We start from the raw sequence: 14,875 nt of genomic DNA on the forward strand, positions 1-14,875 counted from the left end.
TCGTCGTCCATAGGGTGCACCCGGAGGCGCGGGGCGAGTTTAGCAAACGGTCTGGTGGACAAGGCGCGAAGCTGAACAAGACGTTTGGCTAATCGGAGGCCTGCCCCGGCGGCCGGACTGTCCGCCCGAGTCATGAAACGGTCATAATTCCGCCCCTGAAGCCGTCCATCCCGTGACGGTGGGACCGCCCGATGTTCTCCCTCCAGACGATCTTCGGCTCCGGCCAGCAGTTCTACACGCTGTTGGACGAAGCCGCCCAAGCCGCCCACGACAGCGCCAAGGCCCTGCACACCATGATGAAGGCCACCGACCGCCAGCCGGCGCTGGATGCCTTCAAGCTGGCGCGCCTGCGCGAGCGCGCGGCCTCGGACAAGATCGGCAAGGCGCTGGTGGACAGCTTCATCACCCCGATCGAGCGCGAGGACATCGAGGCGCTGGGTTCGGCGCTGTACAAGATCCCCAAGCAGGTGGAGAAGTTCGCCGACCGGTATTCGCTGGCCATCCAGCACCTGGAGGGCATCGATTTCGCGCCGCGCGCGGCGATGCTGGAGCAGGCGGCGTCCGTGGTCGTGGAGATGGTCCACGAGATCAAGAAGATGAACATCGACCGCATGACCTCGCTCAACGAGAAGCTGCGCGCGATCGAGAACGAGGCCGACCGGCTGATGCTGGAGCTGTACCGCGACATCTACTCCGGCCGCCTGGACCACCTGCAGATGTTCCTGCTGAAGGAGTTCTTCGAGATCCTGGAAAAAGCCATCGACCGCTGCCGCGAGGCCGGCGTGGTGGCCTACCAGATCGTGCTGAAGAACAGCTAAGGGCGCTCTGTCATGCTGACCCTCGTGCTGGTGGTGATCCTGGCCGCGCTGATCTTCGAGTTCATCAACGGTTTCCACGACACCGCCAACTCCATCGCCACCGTCGTGGCCACCAAGGTGCTGTCGCCGGGTCAGGCGGTGATGCTGGCGGCGGGCATGAACCTGGTCGGCGCCCTGATGGGCACCGCCGTGGCCAAGACGATCGCCTCGGGCCTGGTCAATACCGATGTGGTGCAGGTGACCTCGCAGGTCATCCTGTGCGCCCTGCTGGGCGGTATCGTGTGGAACCTGATCACCTGGTGGAAGGGCCTGCCTTCGTCGTCCTCGCATGCGCTGATCGGCGGTCTGTGCGGCGCGGCGCTGGCCGCCGCCCACAACGACTGGGCGGCGCTGATCTGGTCCGAGGCCGTGGGCGACTGGACCAAGAACAAGGGCATCCTGTGGAAGGTGGTGCTGCCCATGATCACCTCGCCGATCGCGGGCTTCCTGCTCGGCATCCTGGTGATGGTGGCGCTGTGGGGACTGATCGCGCTGCTGTCGCGTCTGGGCGGCTGGCTCGGCCGGCTGGCGCGCCCCCACTTCGTCAACCGGTTCTTCGGCAAGGCGCAGATCCTGTCGGCCGCCTACATGGGGTACGCCCACGGCCATAACGACGCGCAGAAGACCATGGGCATCATCGCGCTGACGTTGTTCGGCGCGGAGGCCAGCGGTGCGCTGGACGACCTGCCGGGCTGGCTCGCGTTCCTGCATCCGGGCGCGGCGGGCGAGCAGGACATCGCCATGTGGATCGTCATCACCTGCGCCATCGTGATGGCGCTGGGCACCGCGATGGGGGGCTGGAAGATCATCAAAACCCTCGGCCACAAGATGGTGAAGCTGCACCCGATCAACGGCTTCGCGGCGGAGACCAGTTCGGCCACCATCCTGACCGTGGCCGCGCACTTCGGCATGCCGGTGTCGACCACCCACAGCATCTCCACCGCCATCATGGGCGTGGGTTTCGCCAAGAATCCGCGCGCGCTGAAGTTCAGCGTGATCGAGCGCATCCTCTGGGCCTGGGTGCTGACGATTCCCGCCGCCGGCGGCATCGCCTACGGCCTGCTGCGCCTGCTGGAAGCGATCGGCTGGGCTTGATGCCGACGCGACAGGGAATGAACACAGAAACGCCGGGCTTGCCCGGCGGTTTTCTTTCCGATGCCGCGATGGCGGGGCGGGGCCCGCCCTACAGCAGGTCGCCCTCGGCGGAGAGCGCGCGTTCCATGCTGTCGCCGAGCCCGCCGATCTCCAGCACCAGCCGGTCCACTTCCGCCGGGCTGAGGCTTTCGTAGGGGCGGTTCTCGCACAGCTGGAGGTAGGGCACGCCGTCGAGTTCGCCGATGGCCAGGTAGCCCACGCTGCTCTGCCAGTTGAATTTCAGCGCACGCTTGGCGTCGATGCCGGTCATCGGTGCGATGACCGTACTCACGCGCAGGTAACCGCGCTCGTCGTCGTTGCCCAGTTCGGACAGGAAGATGGCCTGGTGCCGCTTGCCGTTGCCCAGCGACAGTTCCACGCAGGCGACGAAGGGGTCGTGCATGGTGACCTTGTAGCCCGATGAATTCAGATGGCCGCGGACCTGTTCGAAGTTGTGCATGGCGTGCTCCCGTGTTGCCGATGCCGCTATGCTAATCCGGCATGAGCGCCAAGTCTCCCGAAGACCGCATCCTGGCCGCGATCCGCGCCATCCCGCGCGGGCAGGTGGCCGGCTATGGCGAAGTGGCGCAGCGCGCCGGACTGCCCGGTCGCGCCCGGCTGGCGGCCCGCATCCTCAGCCAGAACGAGGATCCCGGGCTGCCCTGGCACCGCGTGCTGCGATCGGATGGACGCATTGCGTTCCCAGAAGGCTCGCGGGCGTATCGCGAGCAGAGCCAGCGCCTGCGCGCGGAAGGCGTGAAGGTGGAGAACGGGCGGGTGAAGCGACCGCGCAGGACGGATACGCTGGACGAGGCGCTGTGGGGGCCGGGCGAACGTTGAGACGCGTCCCGTATGATGTCGGGCGACCGTTCCGAGGCCTGCCATGTTCCCCCGACTTCTCCCCGTCACCCGCGCGTTGCTGATCGCCAACGTCGCCGTCTACCTGTTGCAGCTGGTGTCGGGCAACGCCCTGATGGACTGGCTTGCGCTGTGGCCGCTTGGGTACGGCTTCATGCCGTGGCAGCTGCTGACGTATGGCTTCCTGCACGATACCGGGGGCATCGGGCACCTGGCGTTCAACATGCTGGCGCTCTACATGTTCGGGTCGCCGCTGGAGCAGACCTGGGGTGGAAAGCGTTTCCTGACGTTCTTCGTGGTCTGCGTCGCCGGCGCCGGTCTGCTGCAGTTGGCGGTGGGCTGGTGGATGATGGCCGGGGGCGCGCCTCCATACCCGACGGTCGGCGCCTCGGGCGGCGTGTTCGGCCTGTTGCTGGGCTACGGGATGCTGTTCCCCAACCAGCGCATGATCGTGTTTCCGCTGCCCATGGAAATCCGGGCGCGCACGCTGGTCATCTTCTACGCCGTGCTCGCGCTGGTGCTGGGCTTCACCGGCCTGCAGCCGGGCGTGGCGCATTTCGCTCACCTGGGTGGCATGGTGTTCGGCTGGCTGATGATCCGCTACTGGCGCGGGCAGCCGCCGTTCGGTAGGGGCCGTCGTGGGCCACCGCGGATGCGCATCGTCAAGTGATGTAGCGATAGAAAAACGGCGCGGATATCCGCGCCGTTTTCATGCCGTCCTTCGCGACCGTCTTAGCGCCAGATGCGGATCTGTCCGGCTTCGTTCGCCTGCATCGGCTGGCCGGCCTTGCAGGCGAAGGCCTGCGCGAAGGACGGTTGCTGCGTCAGCGGGCCGTTGGCGCGCCACTGGCCCGGTGCGTGCACGTCGACGGCCGCACGCTGCGCGGCTTCGGTGTCCGTCAGGTTCTGCGCCCAGAGCGTGGCCCAGGCCTTGTAGAACGACTGCTTCGCGGCGGCGTTGGCCTGCGGCTCGGCGCTGGCGAAGGCGTCCCATGCCAGCTCCACGCCGGCCAGGTCGGCCAGGTTCTCGTCCCGCGTCAGCGCGCCGTTGACCTTGACGTTCTTCAGCACCGGGAAGGCGTAGCCGTTGTACTGCGCGACCACCTTGTCGCCCAGCGCATTCCACGCGGCCACATCGGCGGGCGTCCACCAGTCGCGCAGCTGGCCCTTGGCGTCGACCATGCGGCCCTTCACGTCGAAGCCGCGGCTCAGTTCATGGCCCACCAGCGCACCGAATGCGCCGTACTGCACGGCGGCCGGCTGTTTCGCATCGAAGATCTCTTCCTGCAGCACCGCCGCCGTGACGATCAGGCGGTTCTGCGCCAGGTCGTAGGCCAGCGCGGGCTGCTGCGGCAGCACGTCCCAGCGACGGTCGGCGTTGCCCTTGCCGATGCGCTTCATCTCCTCGCGATGGCGCCAGGTGGAGGCGATCAGCATGTTGCCGCCGAAGCTGCCGCGGCCCATCGGCTGCACGCTGTAGTCGAGGTCGCGGCGGGGCGTACCGACTTCGATCTTCAGCTTGTCCAGCTTGGCCTTGGCTTCGCCCTTGGCGGCATCGCTGAGCCAGGGGCTGCGCTCGATGCCGCGGCCGAGGGCGTCGCGTACCTGGCCGGCGATCTGCTCGGCGCGCCGCTTGTGGTCGGCGGGCACGTAGCGCGCGGCGTATTCCTTGCCCAGCATCGGACCCGCGGCCAGGTTGATGGCGTCCAGCACCTGGCGCCAGCGCGGCGCCGGCGCGGCTTCGCCACGCAGCACGCGACCGCGGAACTCGAACTCGGCCTCGCGGAACGGCTTGGCCAGGTACGGCGCCATGGCATCGCCGACGCGCCAGCGCAGATAGGCCTTCCACTGGTCGGGCTTCAGGCTGCCCACCAGGCCGTCCAGGCGCTTGAACAGCGCCGGGTCGGCCAGGGAAACGGTGTCGTCGCTGACGCCCTGCGCCTTCAGGAACGCGTCCAGTTGCAGGTTGCGGTACTGCTTGCCCAGGTCCTTGGTCGGCACCGGCGCGTAGTTCGCGAACGGGCTGCGCAGTTCGACGACGGGCTTGGAGACCTGCGCCACTTTGGTCTCCAGGTCGATCACCAGCGCCGATTCGGCATCCAGCCGGTTGGCCGGGGTGCCGGTCAGCGCCAGTACCTGCTTGACGTAGCCGCGATAGCGGCCGAGCAGTTCGCGGGTGTCGGCATCGGTACGGGTGTAGTAGGCCGGGTCGGGCAGGCCCAGGCCGCCCTGCATGAAGTAGCCGATGTGGCGGTCCAGCGCCTGCAGGTCCACGTCGGGGCTGAAGTTGAAGGCCACCGGGATGCCCACCTGGTGCAGCGCGGCGATCGCCGGCGCGACGTCCTTGGGCTTCTTGATGGCGTTGATGCGGTCCAGCAGCGGTGCGATCGGCCTGGAACCGTCGGCCTCGACGGCGGCTTCATCCAGGCCGCTGGCCCAGAAGTCGCCCAGCAGCTTCTGCACGTTGCCCTGCGGCGTGCGCATCGCGCTGTCGAGCAGCGCGCGCTGCTGTTCCAGCGTGCGCTCGCGGAAGGCGCCCAGCACGCTGACCGAACCGGCATCCGCAGGCACGCTGTTCTTCTTCAGCCAGTCCGCATTGGTGGCCGTGTAGAAGTCGGTGCACTCCGCGCTGACGGCGGGGGCACGCGCCGCGCGCTTCTTGCGCTGCGCTTCCGCATCCGGGGCGCCCAGGGCGATGACGAGGGCGAAGGCGATCAAGGTGGGGCGGCCGAGTGCGGTGCGCGGGAGGGACATCAGGGGCTTCCGTGATTCAGGGGTCGGGCGATTCTAGCAAGGGCGCCGTACCGGCCCCGTCGTGCCGTGGCGCAAATCCCGCCGCACTTGGCGTCGCCAATCCGCCCTGTGTCACAGACTGGACCGCCGGGCCTGCATCTGCCGGGCCGGAAAGGGAAAAGGCCCGGACATGCCGGGCCTTTTCGGATCATGCACAGGTGGGGCTTACCAGATCACGACCTGCTGGTCGCCCGTGCGCACCATCGCATCCCCCGGCTTGCAGGAGAACGCGGCGGCGAACGTCGGCAGGTTGGACGGCGCGCCGATGGCACGGAACTGCGCCGGGGCGTGTTCGTCGGTGGCGATGCGGTTCTTCAGCTCTTCCGGGGTGAAGTTGCGGCGCCACACCGTAGCCCAGTTGAGGAAGAAGCGCTGGTCGCGCGTCAGTCCGTCGGTCATCGGGTCCGGCGTGCCTTCGGTGGCCTTCTTCATCGCGTCGTAGGCCGTGGCCAGCCCGCCCAGGTCGGCAATGTTTTCGCCCAGGGTGTGGTTGCCGTTGATCTTCTGGCCGTCGGCGGTGCGGTAGCCGTCGAACTGCGCCACCAGCTTGCCGGTCAGCGCCTTGAAGCCCTTGGAATCGGCATCGCTCCACCAGTTCTCGAACTTGCCGGTGGGCCCGAAGCGGCTGCCCTGGTCGTCGTAACCGTGGGTCATCTCGTGGCCGATCACCGCGCCGATGCCGCCATAGTTCATCTCATCGGTGGCGTTGGGGTCGAAGAACGGCGGCTGCAGGATGGCGGCCGGGAACACGATCTCGTTCTGCAGCGGGTTGTAGTACGCGTTGACCATCTGCGGCGGCATGCCCCATTCGGTCCTGTCCACGGGCTTGCCGATCTTGCCCAGGTTCCACTTGTAGTTGAACTCCATCGCCGCCAGCACGTTGCCGATGTAGCTGTCGCGGCTGGTGGACAGGCCGGTCCAGTCGCGCCACTTGTCCGGGTAGCCGATCTTGGTGGTGAACGCGGCCTGCTTCTCCATCGCCTTGGCCTTGGTTTCGTCGCTCATCCAGGCCAGGTTCTGGATGCGCGCCTTCAGCGCGGTGCCCAGGTTCGCCACCAGGGTTTCCATCTTGGCCTTGGCTTCTGGCGAGAAGGCGACCTTCACGTACATCTGGCCCAGCGCTTCGCCGCTCTGGCCCTCGATGGTGGACAGCACGCGCTTCCAGCGCGGCTCGATCTCCTTCTGGCCGCGCAGCGTCTTGGCGTAGAAATTGAAGTTCTCGTTGGCGAAGGCATCGCTCAGGTAGGGCGACGCGCCGTCGATGGTGTGGAAGCGCAGGTAGGCGCGCCATGCGGCGGGGTCGGTGTCGCCCAGCATCTTGCTGACCTCCTGGTGGAAGGCGGGTACGGCCAGCGAGAACTTCTCCTGCGGCGCCACGCCCTGCGATTCGAAGAACTTCGTCCAGGAGAAGTTGGGCGTCAGCTTGTCTGCGTCGGCCAGCGTGACCGGGTTGTAGTACAGCGATACGTCGCGCGACATTTCCTCGTTCGACTTCGACACCTTCGCCAGGCGCGTCTCGAACGCCATGATGTCGCTGGCCTGCTTCTGCGCGTCGGCCGCGGCCACGCCGGACAGCTCCAGCACCTTGGCGATGTGCTTCACGTACTCGTCGCGGATGTTCTTCTTGTCGGCGTCGAAGTAGAAGTTCTTGTCCGGCAGGCCCAAGCCGCCCTGGAAGGCGTACGCCATGTTGGTGTCGGGCTTGTTGAAGTCGGCTTCGGCGCCGAAGCCGAACAGGAAGGCCTGGCCCTTGGCGGCGGACTGGTTGAGGTACGCGACGATGGCGTCCTTGTCCTGCAGGCCGTCGATCGCCTTCAGCATCGGTGCGATCGGCTCGATGCCCTGTGCGTTGGCCTTGGCCTCGTCCATGCCGGTGGCCCACAGGTCGCCGACGATCTTCTCCACGCCGGTCGCGCCCGGGTGCGCCGCGGCCTGCTCGGCCAACTGCTTCTGCACGGCGGTGGAGCGCTCGTCCAGCATCTCGAAGGCGCCCCAGCTGGTGCGGTCGCTGGGGATGGCGTTGGCGGCCAGCCACTTGCCGTTGGCGTAGCCGGCGAAGTCGGTGCATGCGTTCTTGGAGGTGTCGAGGTCGCCGATCTGGAAACGATTGACGCCCGGCAGGCTGCTCTCGTCGAGCTTCAGCTGCAGCGCATCCGGCGCCTTGGCGGCCGTATCGGCGGCCGGGGCAGCGTCTTCCTTCTTTGCGCAGGCGGCCAGCGCGGCGGCCCCCGCGAGCGAGGGCATCAGGATCTGGGGTTTGCGGGCAATCACGGTCTACTCCGGCCCCGGACAGGGGCAGTCGAAAAAAGGACCCCCCGGGCGGGGGCGTGCGGCGACTCTACGCCTGTCGGGGGTAGGTCAGGTGTGTCGAAGGTCATGGTGGGCCCGCACCTGGAACTCCGCATCCGGGGGCAGGGCCGTCGCCGCTCACGGACCGTTTCCCTCAGTCGCGGCCCGTGGCGCCATACTGGCGGTAACGGGAAGAAAGGGAGTTGCCATGCAGGTCCATTTCCACGGTGCGGCAGGCGAGGTCACCGGGTCCATGCACCTGGTCGAGGCCGCCGGCAGGCGCATCCTGCTGGACTGCGGCCTGATCCAGGGCAGCCGCGAATCCGAAGCGCGCAACGAACACCCCTTTCCCTTCGATCCCAGCACGCTGGACGCCGTGGTGTTGAGCCACGCCCACATCGACCATGTGGGCCGGGTGCCGCTGCTGGTCAAGCGCGGGTATCGCGGGCCCATCTACACCCAGGGCGCCAGCGCCGAGCTGCTGCCCATCATGCTGCTGGACACGGCCTCGCTGTCCGAATCCGAGGCCGAGCGCGCCAACCGTTACCGCCGTCGGGGCGAACCGAAAGCGCAGCCGCTGTTTTCCGCCGAGGACGTGCACGCGACGCTGCGCCAGGTGCAGCCGCTGGCCTACGACCAGCGCACGACGATCCTGCCCGGCGTGGACATCGCGCTGCGCGATGCCGGCCATATCCTCGGTTCGGCCATCGTGGAACTGTGGGCGGACGGCCGCAAGCTGGTGTTCTCCGGCGACCTGGGCCCGAAGGGCACGCCCATCCTGCGCGATCCTGCCGTGGTGAAGCAGGCCGACCTGCTGCTGATGGAATCCACCTACGGCGACCGCAACCATCGCGACCGCCCGGACACCATCCGCGAGTTGGGCGAGATCTTCGAGCATGCCTGGCGCGACCGGGGCAACGTGCTGATTCCCGCGTTCGCGGTGGGCCGTACCCAGGAACTGCTGTACTGGTTCGCCCGGCACTGGGAAACGTGGAAGCTGGCGCGCTGGCGGGTCTTCCTGGACAGCCCGATGGCGGCCAAGGGGGTGGCCGTCTATGGACGGCACCATGGCCTGTTCGATGAGGAGGCCCGCCGGGTCTGGGCGCAGTCGCCCAATCCGTTCCGCCTGCCCAACCTGCACGTGGCCGAGACGACCCAGCAGTCCATGGCGATCAACCAGATCGAGAACGGCGCCATCATCATCGCCGGTTCGGGCATGGCCAACGGCGGGCGGATCCAGCACCACCTGCGCTACAACCTGGGGCGCCGCAATGCGCATATCGTGTTCGTCGGCTACCAGGCCGAGGGCACGCTGGGGCGGCGGCTGGTGGACGGCGCGCAGTGGGTCCGCATCCACGGCCGCGACTACCGCGTCAACGCGCAGCGGCACACGGTGGGTGGACTTTCGGCCCATACCGACCAGCAGGGGCTGCTGGAGTGGTACGGTCATTTCCAGCCTGCGCCGCCGCTGGTGCTGGTGCATGGCGAAGACAAGGCGCGCGAGGCACTGGCGGGCGAGATAGGCGAACGCTACGGCGCGCCGGTGGAGTTGGCGCGGCCAGGGATGGTGCTGGACGTCTGAGGTCCCGGCCGCGGGGGCCTACACGCGGGTGGCGGAGGTCCCCACCGCTGCAGGCTCGCCGGTGTGGCTGACGCTGCGGTTGCGGCCGGTCTGCTTGGCCCGGTACAGAGCGGCGTCGGCGCGGTCGAACACGTCCTCAGGACCCGCATCGTCGCCCGTCATGTGCGTGTGGATGCCGATGCTGGCGGTAAAGGGCGGTGCGCTGCCCGCGTTCGTGCCGTGCGGTTTGCGGCCCAGGTTGGCCAGATCCACGTGGAGGGTGGTCGCGATGGTCGCTGCGGCCTGGGCGGAGGGTTCCGGCAGCAGCACGGCGAATTCGTCGCCACCCAGCCGCGCGACGAGATCCCGCGGCCGCCGCGCGCGGCTGCGCAGGATGCGGCCGAGCGCCTTCAGCGCGGCATCGCCCGCCGCATGGCCCTGACTGTCGTTCAACTGCTTGAAGTGGTCGATGTCCATCACCAGCAGCGACAGCGGCTGCCCGCTGCGGCGCGCCACGCGCAACTCCTGGTCCAGGGCCTGGTCGAAGCGCGTGCGGTTGGCCAAGCCGGTGAGCGCGTCGGATTGCGCCTGCTTGTGGGTCTGCCGCAGCAAACGGTAGATCCACAGCGAGGCGCCCAATGCGAGCACCAGCAGCGCGGGGATCGGCGAGAACCAGACATGCCCGAAGCGCAGCAGCGCCACCGAAAGCAGCAGCGTGCCGGCCATGGTCGCCACGGTGGGCAGCCAGATGCGGCGGAACGCCGGCAGTATCGACAGCAGCAGCGGGAAGCCGGCCACCAGCGCCGCCAGCGCGGCCTGCCATCCTTCCGCCATGGGCGTGATCGCGGCGTCCTTCAGCAGCATGTTCAACAGGTTGGCCTGGTACTCGGCGCCGCTCATGCTCGCCGCGGGCGGTTGCCCCGGTGCGCGAGCCAGCGGTCCCATGCCCGTGGCGTTGACACCCACGACCACCCAGTTGCCGCGCAGCAGCGACGTGGGGATGCGCTGGTTCAGCACATCGGTATAGGACACATGACGGAACGCATTGGGGGGCGAGGTGAACGGCACCAGCACTTCATGGTCGCGCACCCAGTCGAACGACGAAGCCGCGGGCAGTTCCGTCTTCACCCGCCGCCGGCCGGGCAGTTCGGTGGCCGTCCCGGGGGGCTGGTCCAGTTGCAGCAGCGCCAGCGCCAGCGCGGGCCAGTGCGGCGAGCCCAGCCCGGCGCGCAGGTAGACGCTGCGGGCGACACCGTCGTCGTCGAGCACCATCTCGGCGTGGCCCAACGACGCTGCCGATGCCGCGAACTCGGGGATCGGCATCAGTTCCACGCTGGGGCCGTTGAGCTGGACCGATTCGGCCAGCACCGGCAGCACGACGCGACCGCTGCGGCCGATCGCGCGGGCGAGCAGGGCGTCGCCTTCCGGATCGAACAGCGCCGGTTCCGACAGCAGGATATTGAAGGCGATGCCCTTGGCCTCGGCCATCGTCAGCCGGTCGACCAGCTGCGCATGCGTGCGCCGGGACCAGGGCCAGCGGCCCAGCTCGGCCAGGCTCTTCTGGTCGATGTCCACCACCACGATGCGCGGATCGGCCTCCGGCGCCGCGCCGAGCACCAGCCTGTCGTACACCCAGGCATCGAACGGGGCGGTCACGCCGGACAGCGTCACCAGGATCGCCAGGGCAGCCGCGCCCACCGCCGTCAGCAGGCGGGACTTCCACTTGGGCGAGGGCGCGGGGGTACTCACAGAGCCAAGAGTATGAGCAACGCACCCGCTCCGGCGCCAATGCGGCACCAGCGGCAGGGCACATCGACCTGCTGCGGCGCCGGGAACGGCCCCTCGAAGCCGTCCACGTCGATCGTCTGGGCGCGCAGGTACCAAGTGCCGCTGCGCAGCCGTGGCAGCGTCACTTCGGCCTGGTCGACGAGCATGTCGACATCGGTCTTGCGGAAGTCCGGCGTGCGCGACATCTGGAACCGGTAGCGCTGTCCAGGCTGGCCGGCCTGCCAGCGGAATGTCACCTCGCGGGTGTCGGTGGCCGCCGCCGTGTCGATGGCGGTCACCTCGGCCAGCGGACGCACCGTGAAAGCGAGGCTGTCGCCGAAAGGCCCGGGCTTGGCGCTGGCATCGACGCTGCGGATGCGCCAGGCATAGTCGCCGGGCGGCAACGGGTCGGGCAGGCGGATGGAGGCGGTGTCGTCCACGCGCGCGCGCGCCACGGGCTGCGCGAAGCCCGCCGCCCCCGCGACTTCGTAGTCGTAGGCCACGGCGCCCGGTGCTTTCGTCCAGCGCAACACCACCTCCGGCGTGCGCACGACGCTGCCGGCGGCGGGCGCGATGGAATAAGGCGGCGCAGGCTGGTCGTCGATCTGCAGCGCGGTCACGGCATCGCGGCCTTCCAGGCCGTCCTTGTCGACCGCCCGCACGCGGATGGCGTAGCGGCCCGCGTCCAGCGCCGGCAACTGCGCGCGCGGCGCCTCGACCTCCAGGTCGACCCGCAGGCTGTCGAAGCGGTGGTGGTCACTGACCTGTACCCGATAGCGGTGCGCACCCGGGACCTCGGGCCATGCGAGCTCCGGGCGGACGCTCTGCGTGAGCGGCGCGATGCGCGACAGGTCCGGTGCCGGCAGCAATGCGACGGGCGCGATGGAGGCCTGGCCGGGGACAACGACCGCGCCGAAGCCGTGCCGGAGTACCGTGCCGCGCTGGTTACGCGCATTGACCGCCACGCGGCCCTCCAGGACTTCCGCATGCGTGCGGCCCTCGCGTGCTTCCACGCGGAACTGCGTACCGCGCACCGCGGAGGACGCGCTGGGCGTGTCGACGACGAAGTTGGCCGCCGGGCCGCGCAACCGGCGCACTTCGTTGCCGATGCGGCCGCGCTGCAGCCGCAGGCGAGTGTCCGCCATGCCGGACCGACCGAAGCGGGTCAGGCGATCCAGCAGCAGTTCGCTGTCGCCGAGCAGGAGCAGCCGCGAGCCATCGGCGAACTCCAGGCTGAGCGAGGCGTCCGGCGATGTCTTCAGCACGGCGCCGCTGCCCAGCGACATGCCCGCGGTCACGGGTGCATCCCGTCCGGCGGCGGAACGGGACGTGGCATTGCCGCGGACGGCCACCACCTTTGCGCGGGCCGGCTGGCGATCCAGCCACGCGAGCGGGATCTGCAGCGTGGAGCCGGGCGGCAACTGGTAGGGATTGGCGATACGGTTATGGTCCTGCAGTCGCTGCCAGGGAATCGAAGGCTTCAGGTGTGCGCCTGCCACGTCCCACAGGGTGTCGCCGGGACGGACTCGGTAAGCCCAGTCCTGTGCCTGCACCGTCGATGACACCGTCAGCAGCCACGCCAAGCCCCATCGCCACCACACCTTTCCTCTGATAGCTGGCATCTGGCCCCCCTTCGCTCACGCGGAAATGTAAAACTGGTCACAATTATAAAAGCGGTGCTGCCATGGAAATGGCCGGTATTTCTCGATTTACGCCTCACATTAGTCGTGGTTAAGAAGGCGTGGGGCGGAGATCAGGGGGTGCCGTTCCAGAGTGCGGCGATCTGTCGGGCAAGGCGGTACGGTTCGGGTGCGTCGCGGTTGCTCAGCACGATGACGGTCAGGCGTTGCGCCGGAAAGCGCAGCAGCACGTTGCGGAAGCCGATGCTCTCGCCCGAATGCCACTGCATCCGCCCCTGCAGGCGCCAGCCGAAGCCGTAATGCGCCACATCGGGTTCGGGTGTGGCCGTCGACGCCTGAACCGCCAGCGCGCGTGACGGCGCGGAGAGCAGGCGGTCGTCGTACCAGGCGGCATCCCACTTCGCCAGGTCGGTGATCGAAGAGTAGATGCCGCCATCGCCCAGCACGGCGCTGGTCGTGCTCTGATCGGTGCGTTCCCATCGATCGCCGACACGGGTGTAGCCGAACGCCCTGTCCGTCACCGGAGGCCCCTCGTCCTCGCGTGCGAGCGTCGCCGTCATGCCCAGCGGCGAGAAGATCCGTGCCTGCAGGAAGGTCGCGAACCGCTGGCGGGAAGCGCGCTCCACCACCAGCGCCAGCAGCGCATAGCCGCTGTTGCTGTACCGGTAGTCGCTGCCGGCCGGAAAGTAAAGGCGGTCTTCCCGCTCGATCAAACGCAGGACATCGGCATCGTGTATCTGGTGCGCCTGATCCGGTGGCAGCAGGTCCTCGTAGTCGATCAGTCCGGAAGTGTGGCTGAGCAGGTGGCGCAGGGTGATGGCCTCCGCCGCCACCGGCAGCGTGGGCAGCCAGCGACGTACCGGATCGTCGAGCGTCAGCACGCCGTCCTCGACCAGCAGCAGTACGCTGGCGGCCGTGAACTGCTTGCTGACCGACGCCAGCCGGTAATTGGTCGTAGGCGAACTGGCCACGCCGGCCTCCAGATCGGCCAGGCCATAGCTGCGCTGGAATACCGCGTCACCGCCTTCGAGCACCAGCACCGAGGCCCCCGGGACCTGGCCGGTGTAATCGCGCATCCAGGCGTCGATCGTTTCCTCGCGCGTGGCGGCGTGTGCGCCGGTCGACATCATCGCCATCCCCAGTAGCCAGGTCGCTTTCATCGCGTCTCCCCGTTTCGCGCGCCGTGTCCGATCCCGGTGTCAGTCCAGGGCGGCTTCCGCGCGCAGTTGTCGTTCGCGTTCGCGCCCTAGATAGTGGCGGATACCGTGGCGCATCAGGTACAGCAGCGGAATCAGCGCGATGGCCGCCAGCATCTTGTAGGCATAGTTGACGGTGCTGACTGCCAGGAACAGCGAAGTAGGCCACTTCTGCGGCCCCAGCACGAAGGCGACGTAGATCACCACGAAGCTGTCCACCAGCTGCGAGATCGCGGTCGAACCGGTGGCCCGCAGCCACACCCAGCGCTCGCCGGTCGCCGCGCGGATGCGATGGAACACCGACACATCGATCAGCTGCCCCACCAGGAACGCCAGCACCGAGCCGGCGATGGTCCACATGCCCTGGCCGAAGATCGCAGCAAAGGCCTTCTGGTAGTCCGGCACGCCCTGCGCCTGAGCCGCTTCCACCCACCAGCCGGCCGGCGCCAGCGCGATGGCCGCGAAGGCGAACAGGAAGCCGTACACGATCAATGCCACGGCCAGCCACGAGATGAAGCGCACGCCGCGCTTGCCGAAGAATTCGTTGATGGTGTCGGTCAGGATGAACACGAATGGCCACAGCAGCGTGCCTGCCGTGAAGCTGAGCGAGCCGGTCTGACCGAACAGGTTCCACTCCAGCGGCGCGACGCCCAGCGTGTCCTCCAGCGCGAAGATCTTCACCCCGATGAACTCGGCCAGCACCGCGTTGGCGCAGAACACCGCCGCCAGCACGATGAAGAGGCGGACCGCGCGGTCGTCCAGCGTGCGCGCCGAGGGCAT

At 68.2% G+C, this 14,875-nt stretch carries 12 protein-coding genes; 5 read left to right on the top strand and 7 right to left on the bottom strand.

Features of this window, described 5'->3' with window-relative positions:
* The first annotated feature begins 191 nt into the window (after positions 1-191).
* Both CSC76_RS11925 and CSC76_RS11930 read left to right on the top strand, forming a co-directional pair.
* Complete coding sequence (locus CSC76_RS11925) at positions 192-818, top strand: DUF47 domain-containing protein (protein ID WP_162110231.1); 627 nt, start codon at positions 192-194, stop codon at positions 816-818.
* 12 nt (positions 819-830) lie between these two features.
* Entirely contained in the window at positions 831-1,952 is a 1,122-nt protein-coding gene (locus CSC76_RS11930; protein ID WP_162110232.1) for an inorganic phosphate transporter, read from the top strand.
* Positions 1,953-2,040: 88 nt separating this feature from the next.
* Here the strand turns inward: CSC76_RS11930 and CSC76_RS11935 are convergent, their stop codons facing one another.
* The gene (locus CSC76_RS11935) at positions 2,041-2,451 is read right to left on the bottom strand and encodes a hypothetical protein (protein ID WP_162110233.1); all 411 of its coding nucleotides are present in this window, start codon (positions 2,449-2,451) and stop codon (positions 2,041-2,043) included.
* 41 nt (positions 2,452-2,492) lie between these two features.
* On the opposite strand from CSC76_RS11935, the gene CSC76_RS11940 reads away from it, so the two are divergent.
* The gene (locus CSC76_RS11940) at positions 2,493-2,831 is read left to right on the top strand and encodes an MGMT family protein (protein WP_162110234.1); all 339 of its coding nucleotides are present in this window, start codon (positions 2,493-2,495) and stop codon (positions 2,829-2,831) included.
* Between the two features lie 43 nt (positions 2,832-2,874).
* Positions 2,875-3,519: a rhomboid family intramembrane serine protease gene (locus tag CSC76_RS11945; protein WP_162110235.1), complete on the top strand. Its 645-nt coding sequence runs from the start codon at positions 2,875-2,877 to the stop codon at positions 3,517-3,519.
* A gap of 62 nt (positions 3,520-3,581) precedes the next feature.
* Here CSC76_RS11945 and CSC76_RS11950 read toward each other — a convergent pair whose 3' ends face one another.
* Both CSC76_RS11950 and CSC76_RS11955 read right to left on the bottom strand, forming a co-directional pair.
* The gene (locus CSC76_RS11950; protein WP_162110236.1) at positions 3,582-5,603 is read right to left on the bottom strand and encodes a M13 family metallopeptidase; all 2,022 of its coding nucleotides are present in this window, start codon (positions 5,601-5,603) and stop codon (positions 3,582-3,584) included.
* 204 nt (positions 5,604-5,807) lie between these two features.
* A complete protein-coding gene (locus CSC76_RS11955; RefSeq protein ID WP_425500866.1) occupies positions 5,808-7,886 on the bottom strand; it encodes a M13 family metallopeptidase in 2,079 nt (692 codons plus the stop codon).
* Between the two features lie 253 nt (positions 7,887-8,139).
* Between CSC76_RS11955 and CSC76_RS11960 the strand changes: the two genes are divergently transcribed.
* The gene (locus CSC76_RS11960; RefSeq protein ID WP_162110237.1) at positions 8,140-9,513 is read left to right on the top strand and encodes an MBL fold metallo-hydrolase RNA specificity domain-containing protein; all 1,374 of its coding nucleotides are present in this window, start codon (positions 8,140-8,142) and stop codon (positions 9,511-9,513) included.
* An 18-nt stretch (positions 9,514-9,531) separates the two neighbouring features.
* Here CSC76_RS11960 and CSC76_RS11965 read toward each other — a convergent pair whose 3' ends face one another.
* The 4 genes from CSC76_RS11965 to CSC76_RS11980 all read right to left on the bottom strand — a co-directional run bounded on the left by CSC76_RS11965 (position 9,532) and on the right by CSC76_RS11980 (position 14,875).
* Positions 9,532-11,241 (bottom strand): CHASE2 domain-containing protein, encoded by a 1,710-nt coding sequence (locus CSC76_RS11965; protein WP_162110238.1) that lies wholly within the window; start codon positions 11,239-11,241, stop codon positions 9,532-9,534.
* On the bottom strand, positions 11,238-12,842 hold the full coding sequence (locus CSC76_RS11970) for a FecR domain-containing protein (RefSeq protein ID WP_162110239.1): 1,605 nt from the start codon (positions 12,840-12,842) through the stop codon (positions 11,238-11,240). Before CSC76_RS11970 ends, CSC76_RS11965 begins: the two co-directional genes overlap by 4 nt.
* Positions 12,843-13,012: 170 nt before the next feature.
* Entirely contained in the window at positions 13,013-14,035 is a 1,023-nt protein-coding gene (locus CSC76_RS11975) for a serine hydrolase domain-containing protein (protein WP_238394959.1), read from the bottom strand.
* A 63-nt stretch (positions 14,036-14,098) separates the two neighbouring features.
* Entirely contained in the window at positions 14,099-14,875 is a 777-nt protein-coding gene (locus CSC76_RS11980; RefSeq protein WP_162110241.1) for a queuosine precursor transporter, read from the bottom strand.

It is taken from the genome of Pseudoxanthomonas mexicana (assembly GCF_010093385.1).
Classification (GTDB): Bacteria; Pseudomonadota; Gammaproteobacteria; order Xanthomonadales; family Xanthomonadaceae; genus Pseudoxanthomonas_A; species Pseudoxanthomonas_A mexicana.

Coding starts and splice junctions, on each gene's coding strand:
- CSC76_RS11925 (WP_162110231.1), top strand. CDS start 192: ATGTTCTCCCTCCAGACGATCTTCGGCTCCGGCCAGCAGTTCTACACG.
- CSC76_RS11930 (WP_162110232.1), top strand. CDS start 831: ATGCTGACCCTCGTGCTGGTGGTGATCCTGGCCGCGCTGATCTTCGAG.
- CSC76_RS11935 (WP_162110233.1), bottom strand. CDS start 2,451: ATGCACAACTTCGAACAGGTCCGCGGCCATCTGAATTCATCGGGCTAC.
- CSC76_RS11940 (WP_162110234.1), top strand. CDS start 2,493: ATGAGCGCCAAGTCTCCCGAAGACCGCATCCTGGCCGCGATCCGCGCC.
- CSC76_RS11945 (WP_162110235.1), top strand. CDS start 2,875: ATGTTCCCCCGACTTCTCCCCGTCACCCGCGCGTTGCTGATCGCCAAC.
- CSC76_RS11950 (WP_162110236.1), bottom strand. CDS start 5,603: ATGTCCCTCCCGCGCACCGCACTCGGCCGCCCCACCTTGATCGCCTTC.
- CSC76_RS11955 (WP_425500866.1), bottom strand. CDS start 7,886: ATGCCCTCGCTCGCGGGGGCCGCCGCGCTGGCCGCCTGCGCAAAGAAG.
- CSC76_RS11960 (WP_162110237.1), top strand. CDS start 8,140: ATGCAGGTCCATTTCCACGGTGCGGCAGGCGAGGTCACCGGGTCCATG.
- CSC76_RS11975 (WP_238394959.1), bottom strand. CDS start 14,035: ATGGCGATGATGTCGACCGGCGCACACGCCGCCACGCGCGAGGAAACG.
- CSC76_RS11980 (WP_162110241.1), bottom strand. CDS start 14,875: ATGCCCTCGGCGCGCACGCTGGACGACCGCGCGGTCCGCCTCTTCATC.